The sequence below is a fragment of the Pseudomonas sp. LBUM1646 genome (assembly GCF_059716165.1).
This window is the reverse complement of the sequence record NZ_CP166810.1, coordinates 6,495,604-6,520,493: the sequence shown is the minus strand read 5'-3', so window position 1 is coordinate 6,520,493 and position 24,890 is coordinate 6,495,604. Positions and strand designations below refer to the sequence as shown.

The window sequence follows — 24,890 nt, the reverse complement described above, 5'->3', positions numbered from 1 at the left end:
CCACTGTGGAGAATTGGATAAGGACATTGGCGGTAATTATCTACCGCACTGCTTGCCTTGTTTCACGCTACGGATTGATCAGTTTGCCAGTGGGCTGCGCTGCCATAACGCGTAGTACACCCGCCCGGATTTCTGCTCCCGGTGCAGGCGCCAGTTACCCGGCAAGCCGAGCACCGAGGGCGCGTTTTCGCTTTCGGTGTAGACCCAGGCGTCATCGGCCAGCCACTGACGCTCTTCAAGCAAGGTGCAAACGCCCGGCAACAGATCCTGGTTGAACGGCGGGTCGAGGAACACCACGTCGTAGGCGGTCGCGGTCTGGGTTTCCAGGTAGCGCAAGGCGTCGGCAGTCTGCACTTGGCCGGTGGTGCAGCGCAGGGTGCCCAAGTGTTCCTTGATGCTGGAGACCGCGATGTTGCTGGCGTCCAACGCCTGGCCCATGGCAGCGCCACGGGACAGTGCTTCGAGGAACAGTGCGCCGCTACCCGCGAACGGATCGAGCACCTTGGCCCCGGCGATATACGGCGCGAGCCAGTTGAACAGCGTTTCACGCACCCGGTCCGGAGTCGGACGCAAGCCCGGCGCATCGGGGAAGCTCAGCTTTCGGCTGCCCCATTCACCGCCGATGATGCGCAATTGGTTCACGCCGTTATGGACGTTGTGGACAGGTTTCTTAGGACGCGATGGACTGGCCATTAATGCTCCGGAACCCCGAGCGGCTGCTCGGCGGGTTTATCAGATGGGGCCGGTAACGGCTTTTGCGGCACGGTCGGGCCAGCGCTGACGATGACCATTTTGTCCGTGCTCAAGTGTTTGTTCAGTGCAGTTTTGACCTGTTCGACGGTCAGACTCTGGGACTGCTGCATGAAGTCTTCCAGATAGCTCAGCGGCAGGTTGTAGAAACCCATGGCGCCGAGTTGGCCGACGATATCGGCGTTGCTGGCGGTGGACAACGGGAAGCTGCCGGCCAGTTCACGCTTGGCATCGTCGAGTTCTTTCTCGGTCGGGCCGGTTTTAAGGTAGTCGGCGAGTACGTCCTGCACCAGTTTCAGCGTGCCTTCGCTCATTTCGGCGCGGGTTTGCAGGTTGATCATGAACGGGCCGCGGGCCTGCATCGGCGTAAAGCCCGAGTAGACGCCGTAAGCCAGGCCACGCTTCTCGCGCACTTCGCTCATCAGCCGGGTGCCGAAGCCACCGCCGCCGAGGATCTGGTTGCCCATGGACAATGCCGCGTAGTCCGGATCATCGCGGTCGATGCCCAGTTGCGCGAGCATCAGGTTGGTCTGCTTGGACGGAAACTCGATGTGGCCGATGCTGGCCTTGGGTTCGGTCGGTTGCGGGATTTTCGCCAGGGCCGGGCCTTTAGGCAGGGCGCTGGAGACTTGTGCGGCAATCGCCTCGGCCTCGGCGCGGGACAGATCGCCCACCAAGGCAATCACCACGTTGCCGGCGGCGTAGGCTTTCTCATGGAAAGCGCGCAACTGCGCCAGGGTGATCGCCGGAACGGATTTCGCCGTGCCGTCGCTGGAGTTGGCGTAAGGGTGATCGCCATACAGACGCTTCATCAGCTCAAGGCCGGCCAGTTTGCCGGGGTTCTGTTTCTGGTATTCGAAGCCGGCGAGCAGCTGGTTTTTGATGCGTGCGAACGAGTCGGCGGGGAAGGTCGGCTTGCCGATGACTTCCGAGAACAGCTTCAAGGCCGGCTCACGTTTATCCACAGCACTCAGACTGCGCAGCGAAGCCACGGCCATGTCTTTGTAGGCACCGTTGCCGAAGTCCGCGCCCAGGCCTTCAAAGCCCTGGGCGATGGCGCCGACATCTTTACCGGCCACGCCTTCGTTAAGCATGGCATTGGTCAGCAGGGCGAGGCCCGGCGCATTGCCGTCCTGGCTGCTGCCGGCGGCGAAGATCAGGCGCATGTCGAACATCGGCAACTCCCGTGCTTCAACGAACATCACCTTGGCACCTTCGGCGGTGGTCCAGGTTTGCACGTCGAGGTTACGGTGGCTTGGGGCTTTGCCGTCGAGTTCGGCCAACGATTGCAGCTTCTGGCTGGACTTGGCCTTGTCGAGGGCTTCGCTGGCCGTGGACTCGTCGGGCCGTAGCAGGTAGACGGTCGCCGAGCCGATCAAGGCGACTAGGATCAGGCCAATCAGCGCCAGGTGCGGTTTTTTACGCTCACTCATGAGTCGTCTCCAGTGGAAGTACATGGGCGACGCTGAGACGTTCGCGGGTGAAATACAACTTGGCGGCTTTCTGGATGTCTTCGGGGGTGACGCTTTCCAGATCGGCGAGTTCGGTGTCCATCAGTTTCCACGACAAACCGACGGTTTCCAGTTGGCCGATGGCAGTGGCCTGGCTGGTGATCGAATCACGCTCGTAAACCAGGCCGGCAATGACCTGAGCCCGCACGCGCTCCAGTTCTTCAGCCGATGGCGCGGTGGTTTTCAGCTGTTCAAGCAGCTTCCACAAGCCGGCTTCAGCCTGGGCGATGGTTTTCTTCTTTTGCGAATTCGGGCTGGCCGACAGGGTGAACAAACTGTCGCCACGGGTGTAGGCGTCGTAGCTCGACGAACCGCCGGACACCAGCTCTTCGCCGCGCTCCAGTTGCGTCGGGATACGTCCGCTGTAGCCGCCGTCGAGCAGCGCCGAGATCAGGCGCAGGGCATTCACTGAACGCTTGTCTTCGGCGGTGGCGAGGCTCGGCACGTTGAAGGCCAGCATCAGGCTCGGCAGTTGGGTTTGCACGTGCAGGGTGATCTGCCGTTCGCCCGGCTCGGCCAGTTCCAGCGGGATTTTCGCCGGTGGTACGTCACGCTTGGCGATCGGGCCGAAGTAACGCTGGGCCAGGGCTTTGACTTCATCCGGGGTGACATCGCCGACCACCACCAGGGTGGCGTTGTTCGGCACGTACCAGGATTGGTACCAGTGGCGCAGTTCTTCGACCTTCATGCGTTCCAGGTCAGCCATCCAGCCGATGGTCGGCGTGTGATAGCCGCTGGCCGGGTAGGCCATGGCCTTAAAGCGTTCGTAGGCCTTGGACATCGGCTTGTCGTCGGTGCGCAGGCGACGTTCTTCTTTAATTACCTCTATTTCGCGGCTGAACTCGTCGGCCGGTAGTTTGAGGTTGGCCATGCGGTCGGCTTCGAGTTCAAAGGCGACGCCCAGGCGATCCCGGGCCAACACTTGGTAATAGGCGGTGAAGTCATCGCTGGTGAAGGCGTTCTCTTCAGCGCCGAGGTCACGCAGGATCAGCGACGCTTCGCCGGGGCCAACTTTCTCGCTGCCCTTGAACATCATGTGTTCCAGGGCGTGAGACAGGCCGGTCTGGCCCGGGGTCTCATAGCTGGAGCCGACCTTGTACCAGACCTGGGACACCACCACCGGCGCCCGATGGTCTTCGCGCACGACGACCTTCAAGCCGTTGTCGAGTGTGAACTCATGGGTGGGTTGTGGATCGGCAGCCAGGGCCGAGAGGGGCAGACAAACTGTGCAGAGAAGCAGGCCTGCAGCGCGGCGGGCTAGAGCATTCATACGTTTTTAAACCTGTTGAGCGGCCCGCTTGTTCTTAGCGTCAGCGGGCGAGAGGGTGCTAGGATACTGATCCGTTTTACTGGCGGCCACGCCTGTGAGGCCTTTTATCGGCCCGCAGGTTGTATGGGTTCTCGGCAGAAGCTTTGAGTTTGTCCGCTAAACTCTGCGTTTTCGCCGACGATGCCGGTCCAGTCCTTCGTATTAGTCGACCTTTGAGGTGCCGTTGGCACTTCGACAAATTGTTGCGCGTGAACAAGCTGGGTGAATCGCAGTCTGTTCTGCATCGAATATTTATTTGCCGGGGCGCCCTTTGGCGCGTCGCTACCGTGAGATAGCCGTCCTCCATGTTTGGTTCCAACGACGACAAGAAGACCCCAGCTGCGGCTGGCGAGAAGAAAGGCCTGTTCGGATGGCTGCGCAAAAAGCCGCAGGAAACCGTCGTCGAACAGCCACAGCCCATTCCTGAGCCAATTCCTGCACCGGTAATAGAAGAAGAGCCGGCGCCGATTGTCCTGCCGATTGCCGAGCCGGTGTTGCAACCGGTGGTTGAGGTCGAGCCTGAGCCTGAGCCTGAGCTTGAGCTTGAGCCTCAAGTCGAAGTCGCGGCTGAGTTGCCATTGACGCCAGTCGCTGAGCCCTGGCTGACATTACCGGTCGCAGAAGAGCCGGTGGCGTTGGTCGAAGATGAACAGGCGGCGCACATTTCTCCGCCGATTCCAGCTCCGATTGCGTTTACCCCTGAGCCGGTCCATGCGCCAGTGATCGCGCCGGTTGTCGTGCCAGTCTTCGTGGCCGAGCCTGAACCGGTTGTTGTTCCTGAGCCAGAAGTGCCGGTCTTCGTAGAGCCTGTTGCGCCGATTGCTCAAGCGCCCGCGCCGGTTGTCGTTCCTGTTGTCGAAGCACCTGTCGCCCTCGTCGAAACCCCTGCCGAGCCACCGCGCACCGAAGAAACCAAAGCCGGTTTCTTCGCCCGCCTCAAGCAGGGCCTGTCCAAGACCAGCGCCAGCATCGGCGAAGGCATGGCCAGCCTGTTCCTCGGCAAGAAGATCATCGATGACGAACTGCTCGAAGACATCGAAACCCGCCTGCTGACCGCCGACGTTGGCGTCGAGGCGACTTCGGTGATCATTCAGCGCCTGACCCAGAAAGTCGCTCGCAAAGAGTTGGCCGATGCCGATGCGTTGTACAAATCCTTGCAGGCTGAACTGGCGGCGATGCTCAAGCCCGTTGAACAACCGCTGAAAATCACCTCGCAGAACAAGCCGTTCGTGATTCTGGTGGTCGGCGTCAACGGCGCCGGCAAGACCACCACCATCGGCAAACTGGCGAAGAAGCTGCAGCTGGAGGGCAAGAAAGTCATGCTCGCCGCCGGTGACACTTTCCGCGCCGCTGCTGTGGAGCAATTGCAGGTTTGGGGTGAGCGCAACAAGATCCCGGTGATCGCCCAGCACACCGGCGCCGATTCGGCTTCGGTGATCTTCGATGCCGTGCAGGCCGCCAAGGCCCGTGGCATCGACGTGCTGATCGCCGACACCGCCGGTCGTCTGCACACCAAAGACAACCTGATGGAAGAACTGAAGAAGGTTCGCCGGGTGATCAGCAAGCTCGACGCCGATGCACCGCACGAAGTGCTGTTGGTGCTCGATGCCGGTACCGGCCAGAACGCTATCAACCAGGCCAAACAGTTCAACCAGACCGTGCAATTGACCGGCCTGGCGTTGACCAAGCTCGACGGCACTGCCAAGGGCGGGGTGATTTTCGCCCTGGCCAAGCAGTTCGGCTTGCCCATTCGCTACATCGGCGTCGGTGAAGGCATCGATGATTTGCGTACCTTTGAAGCAGAACCCTTTGTCCAGGCATTGTTTGCCGAGCGGGAGCGTTCATGATTCGTTTCGAACAGGTCGGTAAACGCTACCCGAACGGTCATGTCGGCTTGCATGAGCTGAGCTTTCGAGTCCGTCGGGGCGAATTCTTGTTTGTCACCGGCCATTCCGGCGCCGGTAAAAGCACCTTGTTGCGGCTGTTGCTGGCCATGGAGCGCCCGAGCACCGGCAAATTGCTGCTGGCCGGGCAAGACCTGAGCACCATCAGCAACGCGCAGATTCCTTACTTGCGGCGGCAGATCGGGGTGGTGTTCCAGAACCACCAGTTGCTGTTTGATCGCACGGTGTTCAACAACGTCGCGCTGCCGTTGCAGATTCTTGGCCTGTCCAAGTCCGAGATCGTCAAACGGGTGGATTCGGCCCTGGAGCGCGTGGCGCTTTCGGACAAGACCGATCTGTACCCCGGCGACCTGTCCACCGGTCAGCAACAGCGCGTCGGCATCGCCCGCGCCATCGTGCACCGCCCGGCCTTGCTGCTGGCGGACGAACCGACCGGTAACCTCGACCCACGTCTGGCGGCCGAGATCATGGGCGTGTTTGAAGACATCAACCGGTTGGGCACCAGCGTACTGATCGCGAGCCACGACCTGGCCCTGATCGCCCGCATGCGTCACCGCATGCTGACCCTGCAACGCGGACGCTTGATCGGTGACGGGGAGGCCGGCGTATGAGTGCGACACGCAGCCCCAAGGTTTCCGAGCGCGTGGCCCCGAAGGCCGCTGATCCGCAACCGCAAAAGAAAAAACGCGACGATGACGACGGCCCGGATTTCGCCACGCTGTTGCGCGCCTGGATCGAAAGCCATCGGGCCAGCCTGCTGGACAGTCTGCGCCGGTTGGCTAAACAGCCGATCGGTAGCTTTTTCACCTGCCTGGTGATGGCGGTAGCCCTGAGTTTGCCGATGGGGCTGTCACTTTTGCTGAATAACGTCGAGCGACTGGGCGGTTCCTGGCAGCGTGCGGCGCAGATTTCCCTTTACCTGCAACTGGATGCCAGCCCGGAACAGGGCGAGGCGTTGCGTGAGCAGATCAAAGGCATGCCTGGCGTCGCGGATGCTGAATATGTCGGCCGTGATCAGGCATTGGAGGAGTTTCAGCAGCAGTCCGGTTTGGGTGAGGCGCTCAAGGAACTGCCGGAAAACCCGCTGCCGGGCGTGGTGCTGGTCACGCCGAATGAGGTCGACAAGCCGACGCTTGAAGCATTAAGACAAAAACTTTCCGAGCTGCCGAAGGTACAGCAAGCGCAACTTGATCTAGTCTGGGTCGAGCGTCTGGCCGCCATCCTCAAGCTCGGAGACCGGTTTGTCTTCGGCCTGACCGTGCTTTTGGTGTCTGCATTACTTTTGGTGATAGGCAATACCATTCGTCTTCATATTGAAAACCGCCGCACAGAGATAGAAGTGATTAAACTCGTCGGCGGCACGGACAGCTATGTGCGCAGGCCCTTTCTGTACATGGGCGCGCTTTATGGCTTCGGTGCGGGGATTCTTTCCTGGGGCGTCTTGGCGTTTGGCCTGAACTGGCTGAACGACGCGGTGGTTGGACTGGCCGGCTTATACGGCAGTAATTTTGCGCTGGCCGGAGTGCCAGTTGCCGATGGTCTGTCGCTCTTGCTTGGCGCGGTGCTGTTGGGTTATATCGGTGCATGGATTGCAGTCGCACGTCATCTCAGGGAGTTGGCGCCGAAGTAGTATCTTTTTGCGCGTATTGACCTTTCGGTTTATATGGGAACTTGTCCTACGGTTTCCGGTCAATTTTCGCAGTGCTGAACTGCACGAGTTATGTAAGACGGAGGTTTTTTCGTATGACCACTTCTTTGCAACCTGCTTATGCTCTGGTCCCAGGCGCAAACCTGGAGGCTTATGTGCACACGGTGAACAGCATTCCATTGCTGACGCCGGAGCAGGAGCGTGAACTGGCCGAGAGTCTCTATTATGAGCAGGATTTGGGGGCGGCTCGGCAGATGGTGCTCGCCCACCTGCGTTTTGTCGTACACATTGCCCGTAGCTATTCCGGCTACGGCCTGGCCCAGGCTGACCTGATCCAGGAAGGCAACGTCGGCCTGATGAAGGCCGTCAAGCGCTTCAACCCGGAAATGGGTGTGCGCCTGGTTTCGTTCGCTGTGCACTGGATCAAGGCGGAAATCCACGAGTTCATCCTGCGCAACTGGCGCATTGTGAAAGTCGCGACCACCAAGGCCCAGCGCAAGCTGTTCTTCAACCTGCGCAGCCAGAAGAAACGTCTGGCGTGGCTGAACAACGAGGAAGTCCACCGTGTGGCGGAAAGCCTCGGGGTAGAGCCGCGGGAAGTGCGCGAGATGGAAAGTCGCCTGACCGGCCATGACATGGCTTTTGACCCGGCCGCAGAAGCGGACGACGACAGCGCCTTCCAGTCGCCGGCCAACTATCTGGAAGACCACCGGTACGATCCGGCCCGTCAACTGGAAGATGCCGACTGGAGCGACAACTCCAACCACAACCTGCACGAAGCGCTGGAAGTGCTGGACGACCGCAGCCGTGACATCCTCTATCAGCGCTGGCTGGCAGAAGAAAAAGCCACGCTGCACGACCTGGCGCAGAAGTACAACGTGTCGGCCGAGCGTATTCGTCAGCTCGAGAAGAGCGCGATGAACAAGCTCAAGTTGTCGATTGCTGCATAACCTGCGCACCGGTAATAAAAAACGCCCCGATCAGAGATGATCGGGGCGTTTTTGTTTTTAAGATCAAAAGATCACTGAGCCCAAGGCGCCCGACGCGAATCATTGAGCCCTACCAGATAACTATCGCCACCCAACTGGCTCATCTGCTGCCGAATCCACCCGGCACGTCGTGCGACATAGTTGGTCGGATGACTCGCGCTCCAAACCCTTGGATTAGGCAACACCGCCGCCAGCAAACTCGCCTGCTGCCGCGACAATGACCGGGCACCGACACCAAAGTGATGCCGAGCCGCCGCTTCAGCGCCAAACACCCCGTCATCCCATTCAACGCTATTCAGGTAAACCTCAAGAATCCGCTGCTTGGGCCACAACACTTCGATCAACCCGGTAAACCAGGCTTCCAGGCCTTTGCGCAACCAACTGCGGCCGGACCACAGAAAGAGGTTCTTCGAAACCTGCTGACTCAGGGTGCTGGCGCCGCGAATCGAGCCGCCGCGTTCGTTATGGGCAAATGCCGCTTGAATTGCCCCGATATCAAAGCCCCAGTGCTCAGAGAATTTCTGGTCTTCACCGGCAATCACCGCGACTTTGAGGTCATCGGAGATCTGATCCCAGGGTTGCCAGGTGCGCTGCAGGTCAATGGGCTCGCCGTCGAACCAGGATTGGACCTTGCGCTCGACCATCAGCGCCGTGCCCGGTGGCGGCACCACGCGAAAGATCAGAACCAGCAACACGCTGCCGCCCGCGAACCAGAGCAGGGCCTTTGTGAATCGTCGCAAAATTAAACGCAGCATAGAGATGGCTTGGCCGAACCCGTTGAGCGGGCCATTATACAGACCCTGTTGATCGAGTCTGACTGGAGTTCTTCATGCTGCGTGGCTTTCTGATGCTGGCCGCTTTCTTCGGCTTCACCGGCGTTGCCCTTGGCGCGTTCGCCGCGCATGGTTTGAAAAACCGCCTGACGCCGGAATACCTGGCGATATTTCATACCGGCGTCACCTATCAATTGGTGCACACCTTGGCGCTGTTGGGTGTCGCGCTGTTGGCCACGCAGATTTCCGGTCGCTTGATCACCTGGGCCGGCGCATCCTTTGCCATCGGCATTCTGCTGTTTTCCGGCAGCTTGTATCTGCTCACGATCACCGGCGTCAGCAAGCTGGGGATCATTACGCCCTTCGGTGGCCTGGCATTCCTGATCGGCTGGCTGTGTCTGGGGCTTGCCGCGTGGCGCTTGCCGCTTACCGCTTGACGCTTGGTGCTGACCTTTAGGTCATGATCGGGCTAGAATGCCAGCCCCTAAAAATGATGGCGGCTTCTTGCATGCGCATTCAGTTGAACGGCGAATCCCTTGAACTGCCCGACGGTGAAACCGTTGCGGCCCTGCTGACCCGTCTGGATCTGACCGGACGCCGGGTGGCGGTTGAACTCAATCTGGATATCGTCCCGCGCAGCCAGCATGCCGACACCACGCTGAACGACGGCGACAATGTCGAAGTCGTGCACGCCATCGGCGGCGGCTAGTCGCCCGCCCCGCAAGGGCACAGAATTCTGCAAGAACCTCACCCCTACAGAGGATTTCCCATGAGCATCGTTCGTAGCGACAAGCCCTTCGTCCTGGCCGGTCGTACTTACCAGTCGCGTTTGCTGGTAGGCACCGGCAAGTACCGCGACATGGAAGAAACCCGCCTGGCCATCGAAGCCTCGGGTGCCGAGATCGTCACCTTCGCCGTGCGCCGCACTAACCTGGGCCAGAACCCGGGCGAACCGAACCTGCTCGAAGTCCTGTCGCCGGATCGCTACACCTTCCTGCCGAACACCGCCGGTTGCTTCGACGCGATCGAGGCTGTGCGCACCTGTCGCCTGGCCCGTGAGCTGCTCGGCGGCCACAACCTGGTGAAGCTGGAAGTGCTGGCGGACCAGAAAACCCTGTTCCCTAACGTGATTGAAACCCTCAAGGCCGCCGAAGTGCTGGTCAAGGAAGGTTTCGACGTGATGGTCTACACCAGCGATGACCCGATCATCGCCCGTCAACTGGCGGAAATCGGCGTTATCGCGGTCATGCCGCTGGCTGGTCTGATCGGCACGGGTCTGGGGATCTGCAACCCGTACAACCTGCAGATCATCCTCGAAGAGGCCAAGATCCCGGTGTTGGTGGATGCCGGTGTCGGTACCGCCTCCGACGCCACCATCGCCATGGAACTGGGTTGCGAAGCGGTGCTGATGAACTCGGCCATCGCCCATGCCCAGCAGCCAATCATGATGGCCGAAGCCATGAAACACGCCATCGTTGCAGGTCGCCTGGCCTACCTCGCCGGCCGCATGCCGAAAAAACTCTATGCCAGCGCCTCCTCGCCGCTGGATGGTCTGATCAAGTAAGAGCCATTGATGACTGAATCGAACGACACGCCTATCCAGCCGGAAGAAGGCGAAGAACGCCAACACCGCCGCATCAAGAGTTTCGTGATGCGCGCCGGACGCATGACCGAAGGCCAGCAAAAGGGCCTGGAGCAGGGCACACCGCTGTTCGTCCTGCCGCTGGCCGATGCGCCGGTGGACTTCGACCAGGTGTTCGGCCGCTCGGCGCCGCGTTCGCTGGAAATCGGTTTCGGCATGGGCCATTCGCTGCTGGAGATGGCCGCGGCTTCGCCGGAGCAGGATTTCATCGGCGTGGAAGTTCACCGTCCGGGTGTCGGCGCGCTGCTTAATGGCGTGTTGACCCAGGGCCTGACCAACCTGCGCGTTTACGATTGCGATGCGATCGAAGTGCTCAACAATTGCGTGGCCGACAACAGCCTCGATCGCCTGATGCTGTTTTTCCCGGACCCGTGGCACAAGAGCCGCCACCACAAGCGTCGTATCGTTCAGGCGTCGTTCGCTGAGCTGGTGCGCAGCAAGTTGAAGGTCGGCGGTGTGCTGCACATGGCCACCGACTGGGAACCGTACGCCGAGTACATGCTGGAAGTGATGAGCGTCGCGCCGGGCTACCGTAACCTTGCCGAAGACGGCAAATGCGTGCCGCGCCCGACCGAGCGCCCAATCACCAAGTTCGAACGCCGCGGCGAACGTCTTGGGCATGGCGTGTGGGACCTGAAGTTCGAAAAGCAGTCCTGAACCTAACCCGACTGATCGTTCCCACGCTCCGCGTGGGAATGCATGTTGTGACGCTCCGCGTCACATTTAGAGGCGGACGCAGAGCGTCCATGGCGGCATTCCCACGCAGAGCGTGGGAACGATCATCAGCCCTCAGCGGCGGTCAGCGACTACGCCGATAAGCACCAGCACCACCAACAACACCGGCGCCAGGCTGTAGTTGTTGAACTGGCTCAGGCCTTTGATGATCCACGGCGTGGCATAGATCAGCGCGACGCCGCTGCCGACCATGCACAGCAGGGCCATCATCGGGACGCGCAAGGCGCCGGCGATGCCGCCCAGGCGTTGTTCGACCCAGCCTTTGATGTCCGCGCCGAACAGCACCAGCAGGCAGCCCACCAGGGCCAGAGAGATTTCCGACAGGTTGCTACGGCTCCAGCGGGACACGGTGGCGAGCAGGTCGAGGATCAAATCCATTGGTTTTCCCTTAAGGCTGAAATCAGCTCAGAAATGTCTGCAGCAAGTCATTGAGAAACAGTTGTCCGCGCTCGGTGGCCGCCAGACGTGACGGTTCGACCTGCAACAAGCCGCTTTGTTCGGCTTCCCGGCGACCTTCGGCGAGGCTTTCCAGGGGCAGGCCGGTGCGTTCCGGATACAGGCGCGATTCCACGCCTTCGGTCAGTCGCAGGGCGTTCATCAGGAAGTCGAACGGCAACTCGTCGTTGGTCAGGGCTTTCTCGCCAGCCTTGAAGCTTTTGGCTGGGTTGAGGTAATCCTTCGGCAAGCGGGTCTTCCAGGTGCGCACGATGCGTCCGTCCGGGTGACTGAGCTTGCCGTGGGCGCCGGCGCCGATGCCGATGAAGTCGCCGAAACTCCAGTAATTGAGGTTATGCCGCGCCGGGCGACCGGGCAGGGCATAGGCCGAGACTTCGTATTGCGCGTAACCGTGTTCGGCCAGCAGTGCCTGCCCGGCTTCCTGAATGTCCCACAACGTGTCGTCTTCCGGCAGCGTCGGCGGCTGGTTCCAGAACACCGTGTTCGGCTCCAGGGTCAGTTGATACCAGGACAAGTGGGTCGGTTTCAGGGCGATGGCCTGGCGCAAGTCGCTCAGGGCGTCGTCCAGGGACTGATCGGGCAAACCGTGCATCAGGTCCAGGTTGAAGTTGTCGAACCCGGCCTGACGGGCCATGCCGGCGGCACGCACCGCTTCGTCGCCGTTGTGGATTCGACCCAGGGCCTTGAGCTTTTCTTCCTGAAAGCTCTGGATACCGATCGACAGACGATTGATCCCCAGCGCCCGGTAAGCGACGAACTTCTCCTGCTCGAACGTGCCTGGGTTGGCTTCCAGGGTGATTTCGATGTCGCTGGCAAACGGAATGCGTTGTTCCACACCTTTGAGCAAACGACCCAAGGCTTCGGCGCTGAACAGGCTCGGCGTACCGCCACCGAAGAAGATCGAGCTCAGCTCACGGCCGTAAACCGCGTGCAGATCCTGATCGAGGTCGGCCAGTAGCGCATCGACGTACTCTTCCTCCGGCAGCACCGGGCTGGCGGTGTGGGAGTTGAAGTCGCAATAAGGGCATTTGCGCACACACCACGGAATGTGGATGTACAGCGCCAGGGGCGGCAGCGTTGGCAACGCCGCCCGAGGCGATTGGGCGGCGCCACCGAAGATCAGCGGCGACGCGGATGATTCATGGGTCATATCAAGCCTAGACGCTGGCGCAGCAGATCCATTGCACGGGCGCGGTGGCTGATGAGGTTCTTTTCGCTTGGGCTCAACTCGGCGCTGGAGCAATCGCGTGACGGCACCCAGAACAGCGGGTCATAGCCAAAACCGTGCTCACCGCTGGCAGCGTGCAGGATTCGGCCGTGCCACAGGCCTTCGCAGAGAATTGGCAACGGATCATCGGCGTGGCGCACCAGCGCCAGCACGCAGACGAACTGCGCACCGCGCTCGGCTTCCGGCACGTCTTTCATGGCGTCGAGCAGTTTAGCGTTGTTCGCCGCATCGCCCTTTCCATCAGCGTAACGGGCCGAGTAGATCCCTGGTGCACCGCCCAGGAAATCCACCGCCAGTCCCGAATCGTCGGCCAGCGCCGGCAGGCCGGAGATGCGCGCGGCGTTGCGGGCCTTGAGGATGGCGTTTTCGACGAACGACAGGCCGGTTTCTTCAGGCTCGACATTGCTGAACTCGCCGATCGAGCGCAGTTGCACCGATGCGCCGAGCATGGCCTGGAGTTCCTTGAGTTTGCCGGCGTTATGGCTGGCCAGTACGAGTTGCGTGAAGTTCATCATTCGCCGGGGAAAAGCTCTTGGTTGAAATTGATGGTGTTGATTTTGTCACCGTTCTGCACCTTGATCTCAAAGGTGCGGACTTCCTGCTGATCGACCGGGTATTGCGCGATGTAGTAGACAGCGCCTTGTTCGGTGATCTGTTTGAATTTCAGCGGGACGCTTTGGCTGGTGAGGTTTTTGACCGTACCGTTGACCTGGGCGATCAGCGGTTTGCCGTCCTTGATCACCGAAACGTTAATCACGCCTTGGTTTTTGCTGCGAACCAGTTCCGCCGCTTTGGCGATGTCCGGTGTCAGGAACGTGGAATTGAAGGTGTTGTAGTGCACCGTCACATCACCAAACGTTTCCTTGCGCTCGCCCTTGATCACGTCGGCGGCCATGGCGGTGACGCTCAGGCAGGCAGTAAGTACAAATAACGCTAGACGACCCATGATCGTTCTCCTTGGAATGTCGTGGTTCAGACCGCGACCTTGTGGTCTTGCAGCCCGGGGCTACTGACGCGGTAGATACCGATCTCACCTAACAGATTAGGCCATAGCTTACTGGCCCACCCGTGTCGGTGCTGCTGATCCACGGCAAGCCGATCAATGACCTTCGCTTCACGTTCGCGGCACAGTTCTTCAAAGTCGCCGAAAGTGCAGAAGTGGATGTTCGGCGTGTTGTACCAGGTGTACGGCAGAAAGTCGGAAACCGGCATCCGGCCCTTGCTCGCCAGGTACCAGCGGCAGCGCCAGTGACCGAAGTTGGGAAAGGTGATGATGCACTGGCGTCCGACCCGAAGCATCTCGTCGAGGATCCGGTCCGGGTAGTGCACGGCTTGCAGGGCCTGGGTCATGACCACGACGTCGAAACTGTTGCTGGCAAAGTTGCCCAGGCCTTTGTCCAGGTCCTGTTCGATGACGTTGATGCCCTTGGCCACGCACTCGGCGATGTTGTCCGGGTCGTTTTCCAGGCCATAGCCGGTGACTTGCTTGTTGTCGCGCAGCCAGGTCAGCAGTTCGCCGTCGCCGCAACCGAGGTCGAGCACGCGGCTACCGGCGGGAATCCATTCCTGGATGATTTCCAGATCAGCTCTCATGGCTTTCTCACAACGTAATGCGGTTCATGTAATTGCTGAACGCCTGCAGGTAGCGCGGGATCGGAATCAGGAAGGCGTCGTGGCCTTGCGGAGCGTCGATCTCGAGGTAGCAGACGTCTTTCTTGGCTGCCATCAGCGCGTCCACCAGTTCCCGCGAACGGGCAGGGGAGAAGCGCCAGTCGGTGGTGAAGGACATCACGCAGAATTTGGCGGTGGCGCCGGCGAAGGTTTTCGCCAAGTCATCGTCGAAGTTCGCCGCCGGGTCGAAGTAGTCCAGCGCCTTGGTCATCAGCAGGTAGGTGTTGGCGTCGAAACGCCCGGAGAACTCTTCCCCTTGATAACGCAGGTAGCTCTCGACCTGGAACTCGACGCTGTGGAAGTCGTAGTTGAGCTTTTCGCTCTTGAGGCCGCGGCCGAATTTCTCGCCCATGGAGTCGTCGGACAGGTAAGTGATGTGCCCGACCATCCGCGCCAGCATCAAACCACGCTTGGGGATTACGCCCGCTTCCTGAAACGAACCGCCGTGGAATTCGGGGTCGGTGAGGATGGCTTGGCGCGCCACTTCGTTGAACGCGATGTTCTGCGCCGACAGTTTGGGCGCCGAGGCGATGGCCAGACAATGGCGAATGCGATCAGGGTAAGTGATGCTCCACTGCATCGCCTGCATGCCACCGAGGCTGCCGCCAATCACGGCGGCCCATTGGCTGATGCCGATGCGGTCGGCCAGATGCGCCTGGCTGTGCACCCAATCTTCCACGGTCAGTACCGGGAAGTCGGCGCCAAACGGCTTGCCGGTTTCCGGATTGATGCTGCTCGGGCCGGTGGAGCCGTTGCAGCCGCCGAGGTTGTTCAGGCTGACCACGAAGAATTTGCTGGTGTCGATCGGCTTGCCGGGGCCGATGCAGCTGTCCCACCAACCGGGTTTGCGGTCGTCGAGGCTGTGGAAGCCGGCAGCGTGATGGTGCCCGGACAAGGCGTGGCAGATCAGCACGGCGTTGCTCGCCGTGGCGTTCAGCGTGCCGTAGGTTTCGTAGATCAGGTCATAAGCTGGGAGCGAACGGCCGCAGGCCAGGGCCAGGGGTTCACTGAAGTGCGCCACTTGCGGCGTCACCAGACCAACAGAATCGGCGGGAAAGGCAGTTGGCATCGACCCTGCTCTCGTTGAAATGAGGCGTAAGTCTAAAGACCGCTGCCCGTAGCAGCAAGCGACTACCCATGATCGTTCCCACACGCTGCGTGGGAATGCCTCAATGGACGCTCTGCGTCCGCTTTTGGATGGGGTGCGGAGCGTCCCGGGCGGCATTCCCACGCAGAGCGTGGGAACGATCAGGGGAAGGTGAGATCCGGCAATGCCGGCAATTTCTTCGGCGAGCAAATCCGCACGCGTTTCTGCCGGTTCAACTCACCGCTGATCAAGCTCACCTGGCTCTTTGAAACCCCAAACGCCTTGGCCAAAAACGCCATCAAATAGGCATTGGCCTTGCCCTCGACTGGCGGCGCGGTCAGGCGGATTTTCAGGCGATCACCGTGCAGCCCGCAGAAATCATCGCTGCGGGCCGCCGGTTGCAGGTGGCATTCCAGAATCAGGTCATCACCGTCCCAGCGAAAGTAGCTCACCGGGTCAGATCAACCCGAGCAGCCCGTTGGGCATCAGGGCGTAGTACGCCAAGCGTGGGATCAGCCAGCTTTGCAGCAGCTGGATCACGATAAACGCGAAGATCGGCGAGATATCGAGGCCGCCCAGGTTCGGAATGAGCCGACGGAACGGCGCCAGTACCGGTTCAGTAATCTGCGCGACCAGTTCGGCGCCCGGATTGTGGCTGCCCGGAGCGACCCAGGACAGGATCACGCTGATGATCATCGCGTAGAAAATGATGTTCAAGAACAGCGAGAAAATCGCGATCAGGGCCCATGGCACCAGGAACAGCCAGTCGACCATGAAGCCTTTGAGCAGCAGGATCACCGCGATCAGCACCATCTGTACGATCAGCGCCAATACCAGTGACGACATGTCCAGCCCAAACATGCTCGGGATGACCCGGCGCAGTGGCTTGAGCAGCGGTTGGGTGGCTTTGACGATGAACTGGCAGAGCGGGTTGTAGAAGTTCGCCCGGACCAGTTGCAGGATGAAGCGCAACAGCACGATCAGCAGGTACAGGCTGCCCAGGGTTTTGATTACAAAAATGGCAGCGTCATTGAGTCCGAGCATCATTGATTCCTTTGTAAGAGCTGATTAGCGGCCAAGTTGCTCAGCCATCTCGGCCGAGCGGTGCGCAGCGGCACCGAGTGCTTTTTCTACCAGGGCTTCGAAGCCCCCGGCCTGGAACGACTTGATGGCGGCTTCCGTGGTGCCCGCAGGCGAAGTCACACGGCGCCGCAGTTCCGCCGCGTCGACGTCACTGGCGACTGCCATGTGCGCGGCGCCCAATGCGGTTTGCAGGGTCAGTTGTGCGGCGATGTCCGCCGGCAGGCCGAGTTTCACGCCCGCAGCAGTCATGGCTTCGATCAGCAGGAAAAAGTACGCCGGGCCGCTACCGGAAACGGCGGTGACCGCGTCCAGCTGCTGTTCTTCGTCCAGCCACAGTACGAGGCCGACGGCCGACAACAGTTCTTCAGCTTGTTGGCGTTGCTCGGCATTCACTTCGGCGGTGGCAAACAAACCGCTCACGCCCTGACGCAACAGTGCCGGGGTGTTGGGCATGCAGCGCACGATTGGCTGGGCGCCGAGCCAGTTGTTCATGCTGGCGCAGGTGATGCCCGCCGCGATGGAAACCACCAATTGATTCGGTTTGAGGCTTGGGCGAATGGCTTCGCACACGGCTTTCATCGCCTGGGGTTTGACCGCCAGAACGACGACGTCGGTGCCTTGAATGGCTTCGGCGTTGTCGGCGAACACTTCGATGCCGTGTTCAGCGGCCACGCGAGCACGGGTTTCGGCGCCGGGATCGCTGGCGCGGATGTGTGCCGCTTCCAGACCTTTGGCGCGCAGGCCACCGATCAGACTGGCGGCCATGTTGCCGGCACCGATAAAGGCAATACGAGTCTTGCTCATGTCAGGTCCTTATAAAGGGAGGAGTCGGCCATTGATCAAGGCTGGCCATAGTCGCGCGCACCGAAGAGGGCCGTACCGATACGGACGCAAGTGGCGCCTTGGGCAATGGCCGACTCGAGGTCGTGGCTCATGCCCATGGAAAGTGTGTCGAGCGACAGATTGAGGCTGTCTTGCAGGTTCTGTACGGCAGCAAAAGCGGCGTCCTGGGTGGCACGATCTTCAGTCGGCTCCGGGATCGCCATCAACCCGCGCAACGTGAGGCGCGGCAGGACGCTGATGGCGTTGGCCAGGGCCGGCAGGTCGGCCGGGGTGCAGCCGGACTTGCTGGCTTCACCGCTGACGTTGACCTGGATGCAGATATTCAGCGGGGGCAGATCGGCAGGACGTTGTTCGGACAGGCGTTGTGCAATTTTCAAACGATCCACGGAATGCACCCAAGCAAAGTGCTCGGCGATAGCGCGAGTCTTGTTCGATTGAATGGGGCCGATGAAGTGCCAGATCAAGGGCAGGTCGGCCAATTCGAGCTGTTTGCTCAAGGCCTCCTGCAGATAGTTCTCGCCAAAGTCCCGCAGCCCCGCGGCGTAGGCTTCACGCAGGGCCTCGGCAGGCTTGGTCTTGCTCACGGCCAGCAGTTGAACACTGTGCTCGTCGCGGTGAGCAGCCTGGGTCGCAGCCTGGATACGCGAACTAACCTGGAGAATGTTGTCTGCTATCGTGGACATCAAGAGGCGCCGCCGGTCTGAAGGTTCGCGGCATTCTACTGGAATTGAGGAGCGCTATGGATATCACTGAGCTGCTGGCATTCAGCGCCAAACAGGGCGCGTCCGACTTGCACCTGTCTGCCGGCCTGCCACCGATGATTCGCGTCGACGGCGATGTGCGGCGCATCAACCTGCCGGCCCTGGACCACAAACAGGTGCACGAGCTGATCTACGACATCATGAACGACACCCAGCGGGTGGACTTCGAAAAGCATCTGGAAACCGACTTCTCCTTTGAAGTGCCGGGTGTGGCGCGCTTCCGGGTTAACGCGTTCAACCAGAATCGCGGCGCTGGCGCGGTGTTCCGGACCATTCCGTCGAAGGTCCTGAGCATGGACGACCTCGGCATGGGTGATGTGTTTCGCAAGATTACCGACGCGCCCCGTGGCCTGGTGCTGGTGACCGGCCCGACCGGTTCCGGCAAATCCACCACCCTGGCGGCGATGATCGATTACCTGAACAACCATCGCCATCACCACATCCTTACCATCGAAGATCCGATCGAGTTCGTCCACGAATCGCGCAAATGCCTGATCAATCAGCGCGAAGTCCACCGTGATACCCGCAGTTTCGCCACTGCCCTGCGCTCGGCGCTGCGGGAAGACCCGGACGTAATTCTGGTCGGTGAGATGCGTGATCTGGAGACCATTCGTCTGGCGTTGACCGCAGCCGAGACCGGCCACCTGGTGTTCGGCACGCTGCACACCACGTCAGCGGCGAAAACCATCGACCGGGTGGTGGACGTGTTTCCAGGGGACGAGAAGTCGATGGTGCGTTCGATGTTGTCCGAGTCGTTGCTCGCGGTGGTGTCCCAGACACTGGTCAAGAAGATCGGCGGAGGACGGATTGCGGCGCACGAGATCATGCTCGGCACGTCGGCGATCCGTAACCTGATCCGCGAAGACAAGGTGGCGCAGATGTACTCGTCAATTCAGACCGGGGGCAACCTGGGGATGCAGACGCTGGATATGTGCTTGAAGGAGCTGGTGACAAAGGGCTTGATCAGTCGCGAGCATGCGCGGGAGAAGGCGCGGTCGCCGGATAACTTCTAGGAGGAAGTGATCGTTCCCGCGCTCTGCGCGGGAATGCAGCCCGGGACGCTCCGCGTCCCAAAAGGCCGAACGCAGAGCGTCCGTGGAGGCATTCCCACGCGGAGCATGGGAACGATCATGCGTGGGAACGATCAGTGTCGGATCAGCGCTGTACGACGCGCATCTGATTCGGTTCTTTCGGCAGGACCCGCTTGGCCACCACATAGTGGCTTTCCCAATACGGCTTCTTCAGCGTATCGATGCTCACCGACTTGCCACGGCGCGGTGCGTGGATAAAGCGGTCGTTGCCCAGGTAGATGGCAACGTGATTGACCCGGCGGCTCTTGATGTTGAAGAAAATCAGATCGCCCGGCTTCAGATCCTTGCGATCGACTTTCTCGCCATGACCACTGGCCATGGCATTCGAGGTGCGTGGCAGGTCGAACGTGGCGTCGTTAAACGCGTATTTCACCAGGCCACTGCAATCGAACCCTTTACTTGGGCTGCTGCCGCCCCAACGGTAAGGAGTACCGAGGACGTTCACTGCACGGCTCAACACGTTGCTGCTTTGCTTGGTGGCCATCGGCGGCACCAGCTTGCTGTTGGCGGTTGCCAGCGTGGTGGAGTGTTTGGCAGTTTGCTTGTTTTTGCTCGAAGGAGCAGAAACATGGGATTTCGGGGTGTAACCATTAACGTTTGGAAGACGTTGCTCACGATTGGTGGCGTGGGCGGCCAGTGGCATCAAAAGGCAAATGGTTAGCCATGTCTTGAAAAATGGACGCATTAGGCAAGGCTCATATGGGTTAGCGCGCAACTTTATAACAGCTTTTTTGACCCTTCCGAGGCCGTTGGTCGATTGGACCTTGGAGTCAACGGAACCAAATAAGCGGCAAATTGACGCGATTGTCTGACAGAGGTCAGGTGGTATAAGGCTTTGACGGGAATGAAGGTAGCATTTGCCATACGTCGGGTGCTCGTAAAAAAGTCACAAAGAATTCAACAATATTTATCTATCGTCTGAAACGAGGTCATCAATGAACAGCTATCGACACCCTGGCGAATACCAAGACACCCACAGCAAAGTCATTGGTTACCTGCTGTGGATTTTCGGTTTTACCGGGGCTCATCGCTTCTATTACGGCAAGCCGGTGACCGGGACGATCTGGTTCTTCACCTTAGGTTTGTTTGGCATCGGCTGGCTGATCGACCTGTTCCTGATCCCGGCGATGGACCGTGAGGCGGACCTGCGCTTTACCGCTGGCCCCATCGAATACAACGTCGCGTGGATTCTGCTGGCGTTTCTCGGGGTGTTCGGTGTGCACCGGATGTATCAGGGGAAATGGCTCAGCGGGTTGCTGTACCTGGTGACGGGCGGGGTGTTCTTTCTGGGGGTGCTGTATGACTTCTGGACGCTGAATGATCAGGTGTCGGTGCGTAACGCGCAGAGTAATCGTTAAGTAAAGATGATCGTTTAATGATCGTTCCCACGCTCCGCGTGGGAATGCAGCCCGTGACGCTCCGCATCACTGGACGCGGAGCGTCCCTTGAGGCATTCCCACGCGGAGCGTGGGAACGATCAGTTCGCGCTACGCCTGGTGGCTAATTCGCCCATCCACCAAGGTGTAACGCACCACGCTCGGCAGGCTGTGGCCAATAAACGGGCAGTTCTCGCCTTTGGACAGCCAGGTTTCCCCGGCCACGGTCGAAGCCGTCGGGTCGAACAGCACGATGTCCGCCGCACCACCCACCGCCAACTTGCCCGCCGGCAGGCGCAATGCCTCGGCCGGCCCTGCGCTCAGGCGCGCGAGCAGGGTCGGCAGATCGAGCAAACCATCCTCCACTAACGTCATCGCCAGCGGCAGCAACAACTCGACACTGCTGATCCCCGGCTCCGTGGCCCCAAACGGCGCCAACTTGGCATCCCGCTCGTGGGGCTGGTGATGGCTGGAGATGGCCGAGACCACCCCCGACTTCACCGCCGCGCGCAGGCCATCACGGTCGGCACGGGTGCGCAGCGGCGGCTGGACGTGATAGAGGCTGCTGAAGTCGATCAGCGCTTCGTCGGTCAGGATCAGCTGATACAACGCCACATCGGCGGTCACCGGCAGTCCGCGAGCCTGGGCCTGAGCAATCAGGGCCACGCCGCGAGCGCTGGTGAGTTGGCTGAAGTGCGCGCGCACGCCGCTTTGCTCGACCAGCAGCAGGTCCCGGGCCAGGGCCACGGTTTCGGCGGTTTCCGGAATCCCCGGCAAGCCGAGGAAACTCGCGGTCGGGCCTTCGTGGGCCAAGCCACCTTCGGCCAGATCATGATCCTGAGAGTTGAAAATCACCGTCAGGTCGAACGTCGCTGCATATTCCAGCGCCCGGCACAGGGTGCGGGTGTTGCGGAAGCTCTCCAGACCATTACCGAAGGCCACGCAACCGGCATCGCGCAGGGCAACGAGCTCTGCAAGCTGTTCGCCGTCCAGGCCTTTGCTCAGGGCGCCGATCGGGAAGACTTTGGTGTTGCCGGCCTCGCGGGCGCGGTCGAGGATCAATTCCGCTACGGCCGAGGTGTCCAGCACCGGTTTGGTTTTCGGCGGGCAGCACAGGCTGGTGACACCACCGGCCGCCGCAGCGCGGGTTTCGCTGGCAATCGAGCCTTTGCGGCTGTAACCCGGCTCACGCAGGGCGACATTCAGGTCCACCAGCCCAGGCGCGGCCACCAGGCCTTTGGCGTCGATGGTCTCGACCGGGACAAAACCGGCCGGCGCAGTGCCAAGAGCAATGATCTTGCAGGCTTCAATATGAATGTCGGTAACTTGATCCAGACCGGAGGTTGGATCGATAACGCGGGCGCCGAGAATGCTGAGCTTCACTGGGCGTTCTCCTGCTCGAATTGGCGCTGGGCAGTCTGCCCGCTCATGGCCATGGACAACACGGCCATACGAATCGCAATACCGTAGGTGACCTGATTGAGGATCACCGAATGCGGGCCGTCGGCCACCGCCGACTCAATCTCCACCCCACGGTTGATCGGCCCCGGGTGCATGACGATGCAATCCGGCTTGGCCCCGGCCAGGCGTGCGGTGGTCAGGCCGAACAGGCGATAGAACTCACCTTCGCTCGGCAGCAGGCCGCCGGTCATGCGTTCGCGTTGCAGGCGCAGCATGATCACCACGTCGACGTCTTTCAAACCCTCGGTCATGTCGGTGTAGACCTTCACGCCGTATTGCTCGATGCCGATCGGCAGCAGGGTTTTCGGCGCGATCACGCGGATGTCCGGGCAGCCGAGGGTTTTCAGCGCGAGCATGTTCGAGCGCGCGACCCGCGAGTGCAGGATGTCGCCGACGATGGCCACCGAGAGGTTTTCGAAACCGCCCTTGTGCCGACGGATGGTGAGCATGTCGAGCATGCCTTGGGTCGGGTGGGCGTGACGGCCGTCGCCGCCGTTGATGATCGCCACTTGCGGGCACACGTGTTCGGCGATGAAGTGCGCGGCGCCGGAGTCACCGTGGCGCACGACGAACATGTCGGCGGCCATCGCTTCCAGGTTGCGCAGGGTGTCGAGCAGGGTTTCGCCCTTGCTCGCCGACGATGTCGACACGTTCAGGGTGATCACGTCGGCGGACAGGCGCTGAGCCGCCAGTTCGAAGGTGGTGCGGGTGCGGGTGGAGTTCTCGAAGAACACGTTGCACACGGTCTTGCCGCGCAGCAACGGGACCTTCTTCACGGCCCGGGCGCCGACTTCGAGGAACGAGTCGGCGGTGTCGAGGATTTCCGTCAGCAGCTCCCGGCGCAAGCCGTCGAGCGAGAGGAAGTGGCGCAGCTGGCCCTGATCATTGAGCTGCAGCGGGCGCTTGGTGTCTAGAGGCGTCATCGCGAGGGGGACTCTCAATAGGGCGAATTAAAGGGCGAGGTCTTGCAGTTCAAGCTTGAGCTCCGGGCCGGACAGCTTCACCCGTTCGTGGGCGGCCAGCGCCAGAGTCGCGCCGACCACGTTCGGGCGGATCGGCAGTTCGCCGGCGTCCAGGTCCAGCAGGCACACCAGCGTCACGCTGGCCGGGCGGCCGTAGTCGAACAGTTCGTTCATGGCGGCGCGGATGGTGCGGCCGCTCATCAGTACGTCGTCGATCAGCACCAGGTCCTGGCCTTCGATCTCGAACGGCAGGGCCGAAGGGCGCACTTGTGGGTGCAGGCCGTTCTGGCTGAAGTCGTCGCGATAGAAGGAAACGTCCAGCGTGCCGAGCGGCGAATCGCTGCCCAGCTCATCGAGCAACGCCTGGGCGACCCAGACGCCGCCGGTACGAATACCGATGTAGCGCGGTTCGCTGATGCCTCGGTGTTCCAGGTGTGCCTTGAGACGGATCGCCATTTGGCTGATCAGGTCGGCGGGATTGGGCAGGCTCATGGTTGCTCCTTCTTGGGCCCGAGCCGGTGCGTGCGGGGTTTGGCTCGGGTTGTCGCTATAGAGAGTCGCTTGTTGCAGCTCTTCAGGATTCGAACAGTGCGGTGTTTTCGTCGAGCCAGCCTTGCAGCAGCAGGGCGGCGGCGATGGCATCGACCGGGTTGTCGCGGTAACTGCCTTTTTGCCCGCCACGATCACGTCGCTCGCCCTTGGCTTCGAAGGTGGTCAGGCGTTCATCGTGGGTATAGAAGGGCAGGTTGTAGCGGCCGTTGAGGCGGCGGGCGAACTTTTCGGCCCGCAGGCACATGTCACTGGGCGTGCCGTCCATGTTCAGCGGCAGGCCGACCACTACGGCGTCGGGTTTCCATTCCTTGATCAGGGCTTCGACCTGATTCCAGTCGGGAATCCCGTTTTGCGCCTTCAAGGTACACAGCTCGCGGGCCTGGCCGGTAATCACCTGGCCGACCGCCACGCCGATCTGTTTGGTGCCGTAGTCAAAACCCAGAATCAGTCGCAGGGCCATCAGGCGTGACCCGCCTGGCTGGTCAGCAAGCTGAGGTTGATCCCCAGGTGCCTGGCCGCCGCTTCGAGGCGTGATTCGCTGCTGGTGTTGAAGAGGATGTCGGCATTGTATGGGCAAGTCAGCCAGGCGTTGTCGGCCAGCTCGGCTTCCAGTTGCCCGGCTTCCCAACCGGCGTAGCCGAGGGTGATCACACTTTTTGCGGGACCGACGCCGTCAGCGATGGCGAACAGTACGTCCTGGGAGGTCGACAACGAAAGCTCGCCTTCCAGATCAACGGTCGCCTGGAAGGTTTTCCCCGACGGGTGCAGGACAAACCCGCGATCGGTCTGCACCGGGCCGCCGATAAAGATCGGCACGTGCTGACAGAGCAATGGCGGCTCGATGTCAGGGCGCAGTTGCTCGAGGATATCGGCCAGGTTCAGTTCTTGCGGACGGTTGACCACCAGCCCCATGGCACCATTGGCCGTGTGCTCGACGATGTAGGTCAAGGTGTGCGCAAAGTTCGGGTCGGCCATGTGTGGCATGGCGATCAGGAAGTGATGCTTGAGGTAGCTGGGGCTGACGTTCTTCATGAGCGCTAGTGTGGCGTTGGAGGGGC

The 24,890-nt window shown here is 60.8% G+C and carries 30 protein-coding genes; 10 read left to right on the top strand and 20 right to left on the bottom strand.

The window, feature by feature from the left end:
- Nucleotides 1-78 precede the first annotated feature (78 nt).
- From rsmD to ACA071_RS29760, 3 genes are read right to left on the bottom strand one after another with little or no spacing between them, the layout of a single operon-like run.
- A complete protein-coding gene (gene rsmD / locus ACA071_RS29770) occupies nt 79-693 on the bottom strand; it encodes a 16S rRNA (guanine(966)-N(2))-methyltransferase RsmD (protein ID WP_497642287.1) in 615 nt (204 codons plus the stop codon).
- Nucleotides 693-2,183, bottom strand: a complete 1,491-nt coding sequence (locus tag ACA071_RS29765; protein WP_497642286.1) for a M16 family metallopeptidase — start codon at nt 2,181-2,183, stop codon at nt 693-695. Before ACA071_RS29765 ends, rsmD begins: the two co-directional genes overlap by 1 nt.
- Nucleotides 2,176-3,531 (bottom strand): M16 family metallopeptidase, encoded by a 1,356-nt coding sequence (locus ACA071_RS29760; RefSeq protein WP_497642285.1) that lies wholly within the window; start codon nt 3,529-3,531, stop codon nt 2,176-2,178. The genes ACA071_RS29765 and ACA071_RS29760 overlap by 8 nt, the downstream gene beginning before the upstream one ends.
- A 344-nt stretch (nt 3,532-3,875) precedes the next feature.
- On the opposite strand from ACA071_RS29760, the gene ftsY reads away from it, so the two are divergent.
- The 4 genes from ftsY (at nt 3,876) to rpoH (ending at nt 8,072) form a co-directional block, all read left to right on the top strand.
- A complete protein-coding gene (gene ftsY / locus ACA071_RS29755; RefSeq protein WP_497642284.1) occupies nt 3,876-5,417 on the top strand; it encodes a signal recognition particle-docking protein FtsY in 1,542 nt (513 codons plus the stop codon).
- A complete protein-coding gene (ftsE, locus tag ACA071_RS29750) occupies nt 5,414-6,085 on the top strand; it encodes a cell division ATP-binding protein FtsE (RefSeq protein WP_186707536.1) in 672 nt (223 codons plus the stop codon). Before ftsY ends, ftsE begins: the two co-directional genes overlap by 4 nt.
- Complete coding sequence (ftsX, locus tag ACA071_RS29745; protein ID WP_497642283.1) at nt 6,082-7,104, top strand: permease-like cell division protein FtsX; 1,023 nt, start codon at nt 6,082-6,084, stop codon at nt 7,102-7,104. The genes ftsE and ftsX overlap by 4 nt, the downstream gene beginning before the upstream one ends.
- A 113-nt stretch (nt 7,105-7,217) precedes the next feature.
- The gene (rpoH, locus tag ACA071_RS29740) at nt 7,218-8,072 is read left to right on the top strand and encodes an RNA polymerase sigma factor RpoH (RefSeq protein ID WP_003176698.1); all 855 of its coding nucleotides are present in this window, start codon (nt 7,218-7,220) and stop codon (nt 8,070-8,072) included.
- A gap of 71 nt (nt 8,073-8,143) precedes the next feature.
- Here rpoH and mtgA read toward each other — a convergent pair whose 3' ends face one another.
- On the bottom strand, nt 8,144-8,866 hold the full coding sequence (gene mtgA, locus ACA071_RS29735; protein WP_497642282.1) for a monofunctional biosynthetic peptidoglycan transglycosylase: 723 nt from the start codon (nt 8,864-8,866) through the stop codon (nt 8,144-8,146).
- A 74-nt stretch (nt 8,867-8,940) separates the two neighbouring features.
- On the opposite strand from mtgA, the gene ACA071_RS29730 reads away from it, so the two are divergent.
- From ACA071_RS29730 to trmB, 4 genes are all read left to right on the top strand, one after another.
- Nucleotides 8,941-9,321 carry a DUF423 domain-containing protein gene (locus ACA071_RS29730; RefSeq protein WP_497642281.1) on the top strand — a complete coding sequence of 127 codons (381 nt, stop codon included), beginning with the start codon at nt 8,941-8,943 and terminating at the stop codon, nt 9,319-9,321.
- Between the two features lie 71 nt (nt 9,322-9,392).
- On the top strand, nt 9,393-9,593 hold the full coding sequence (gene thiS, locus ACA071_RS29725) for a sulfur carrier protein ThiS (protein WP_167394879.1): 201 nt from the start codon (nt 9,393-9,395) through the stop codon (nt 9,591-9,593).
- A gap of 60 nt (nt 9,594-9,653) precedes the next feature.
- Entirely contained in the window at nt 9,654-10,448 is a 795-nt protein-coding gene (locus ACA071_RS29720; protein ID WP_348122486.1) for a thiazole synthase, read from the top strand.
- 9 nt (nt 10,449-10,457) lie between these two features.
- Nucleotides 10,458-11,183: a tRNA (guanosine(46)-N7)-methyltransferase TrmB gene (gene trmB, locus ACA071_RS29715; RefSeq protein WP_497642280.1), complete on the top strand. Its 726-nt coding sequence runs from the start codon at nt 10,458-10,460 to the stop codon at nt 11,181-11,183.
- A 132-nt stretch (nt 11,184-11,315) separates the two neighbouring features.
- Here the strand turns inward: trmB and ACA071_RS29710 are convergent, their stop codons facing one another.
- The 10 genes from ACA071_RS29710 to ACA071_RS29665 all read right to left on the bottom strand — a co-directional run bounded on the left by ACA071_RS29710 (nt 11,316) and on the right by ACA071_RS29665 (nt 18,312).
- On the bottom strand, nt 11,316-11,639 hold the full coding sequence (locus ACA071_RS29710; protein WP_497642279.1) for a DUF3392 domain-containing protein: 324 nt from the start codon (nt 11,637-11,639) through the stop codon (nt 11,316-11,318).
- Between the two features lie 22 nt (nt 11,640-11,661).
- The gene (hemW, locus tag ACA071_RS29705) at nt 11,662-12,867 is read right to left on the bottom strand and encodes a radical SAM family heme chaperone HemW (protein WP_497642278.1); all 1,206 of its coding nucleotides are present in this window, start codon (nt 12,865-12,867) and stop codon (nt 11,662-11,664) included.
- On the bottom strand, nt 12,864-13,460 hold the full coding sequence (gene rdgB / locus ACA071_RS29700) for an RdgB/HAM1 family non-canonical purine NTP pyrophosphatase (RefSeq protein ID WP_497642277.1): 597 nt from the start codon (nt 13,458-13,460) through the stop codon (nt 12,864-12,866). The genes hemW and rdgB overlap by 4 nt, the downstream gene beginning before the upstream one ends.
- Nucleotides 13,457-13,891: a DUF4426 domain-containing protein gene (locus ACA071_RS29695; RefSeq protein WP_497642276.1), complete on the bottom strand. Its 435-nt coding sequence runs from the start codon at nt 13,889-13,891 to the stop codon at nt 13,457-13,459. Before ACA071_RS29695 ends, rdgB begins: the two co-directional genes overlap by 4 nt.
- Before the next feature lie 26 nt (nt 13,892-13,917).
- Complete coding sequence (gene metW, locus ACA071_RS29690) at nt 13,918-14,538, bottom strand: methionine biosynthesis protein MetW (protein WP_497642275.1); 621 nt, start codon at nt 14,536-14,538, stop codon at nt 13,918-13,920.
- A gap of 7 nt (nt 14,539-14,545) precedes the next feature.
- Entirely contained in the window at nt 14,546-15,685 is a 1,140-nt protein-coding gene (metX, locus tag ACA071_RS29685; RefSeq protein ID WP_497642274.1) for a homoserine O-succinyltransferase MetX, read from the bottom strand.
- 179 nt (nt 15,686-15,864) lie between these two features.
- Nucleotides 15,865-16,155, bottom strand: a complete 291-nt coding sequence (locus ACA071_RS29680; RefSeq protein ID WP_497642273.1) for a DUF167 domain-containing protein — start codon at nt 16,153-16,155, stop codon at nt 15,865-15,867.
- Nucleotides 16,156-16,159: 4 nt separating this feature from the next.
- Nucleotides 16,160-16,747 (bottom strand): YggT family protein, encoded by a 588-nt coding sequence (locus ACA071_RS29675; protein WP_497642272.1) that lies wholly within the window; start codon nt 16,745-16,747, stop codon nt 16,160-16,162.
- A 24-nt stretch (nt 16,748-16,771) separates the two neighbouring features.
- Nucleotides 16,772-17,590 (bottom strand): pyrroline-5-carboxylate reductase, encoded by an 819-nt coding sequence (gene proC / locus ACA071_RS29670; RefSeq protein WP_497642271.1) that lies wholly within the window; start codon nt 17,588-17,590, stop codon nt 16,772-16,774.
- A gap of 35 nt (nt 17,591-17,625) precedes the next feature.
- The gene (locus ACA071_RS29665) at nt 17,626-18,312 is read right to left on the bottom strand and encodes a YggS family pyridoxal phosphate-dependent enzyme (RefSeq protein WP_497642270.1); all 687 of its coding nucleotides are present in this window, start codon (nt 18,310-18,312) and stop codon (nt 17,626-17,628) included.
- A 56-nt stretch (nt 18,313-18,368) separates the two neighbouring features.
- Here ACA071_RS29665 and ACA071_RS29660 point away from each other — a divergent pair, with 56 nt between their 5' ends.
- Nucleotides 18,369-19,403 (top strand): type IV pilus twitching motility protein PilT, encoded by a 1,035-nt coding sequence (locus tag ACA071_RS29660; protein WP_497642269.1) that lies wholly within the window; start codon nt 18,369-18,371, stop codon nt 19,401-19,403.
- Between the two features lie 142 nt (nt 19,404-19,545).
- Here ACA071_RS29660 and ACA071_RS29655 read toward each other — a convergent pair whose 3' ends face one another.
- Nucleotides 19,546-20,166, bottom strand: coding sequence for a C40 family peptidase (locus ACA071_RS29655; RefSeq protein WP_497642268.1), 621 nt, complete (start codon nt 20,164-20,166; stop codon nt 19,546-19,548).
- Nucleotides 20,167-20,416: 250 nt separating this feature from the next.
- Here ACA071_RS29655 and ACA071_RS29650 point away from each other — a divergent pair, with 250 nt between their 5' ends.
- Nucleotides 20,417-20,839 (top strand): NINE protein, encoded by a 423-nt coding sequence (locus ACA071_RS29650; RefSeq protein ID WP_497642267.1) that lies wholly within the window; start codon nt 20,417-20,419, stop codon nt 20,837-20,839.
- Between the two features lie 129 nt (nt 20,840-20,968).
- On the opposite strand, the gene ACA071_RS29645 is transcribed toward ACA071_RS29650, so the two are convergent.
- From ACA071_RS29645 to ACA071_RS29625, 5 genes are all read right to left on the bottom strand, one after another.
- Nucleotides 20,969-22,240: a dihydroorotase gene (locus tag ACA071_RS29645; protein ID WP_497642266.1), complete on the bottom strand. Its 1,272-nt coding sequence runs from the start codon at nt 22,238-22,240 to the stop codon at nt 20,969-20,971.
- Entirely contained in the window at nt 22,237-23,241 is a 1,005-nt protein-coding gene (locus tag ACA071_RS29640; protein ID WP_007913665.1) for an aspartate carbamoyltransferase catalytic subunit, read from the bottom strand. The genes ACA071_RS29645 and ACA071_RS29640 overlap by 4 nt, the downstream gene beginning before the upstream one ends.
- Before the next feature lie 27 nt (nt 23,242-23,268).
- On the bottom strand, nt 23,269-23,772 hold the full coding sequence (pyrR, locus tag ACA071_RS29635; RefSeq protein ID WP_497642265.1) for a bifunctional pyr operon transcriptional regulator/uracil phosphoribosyltransferase PyrR: 504 nt from the start codon (nt 23,770-23,772) through the stop codon (nt 23,269-23,271).
- A gap of 82 nt (nt 23,773-23,854) precedes the next feature.
- Nucleotides 23,855-24,292 (bottom strand): Holliday junction resolvase RuvX, encoded by a 438-nt coding sequence (gene ruvX, locus ACA071_RS29630; protein WP_005792259.1) that lies wholly within the window; start codon nt 24,290-24,292, stop codon nt 23,855-23,857.
- On the bottom strand, nt 24,292-24,864 hold the full coding sequence (locus ACA071_RS29625; protein WP_497642264.1) for a YqgE/AlgH family protein: 573 nt from the start codon (nt 24,862-24,864) through the stop codon (nt 24,292-24,294). The genes ruvX and ACA071_RS29625 overlap by 1 nt, the downstream gene beginning before the upstream one ends.
- Nucleotides 24,865-24,890: the final 26 nt, after the last annotated feature.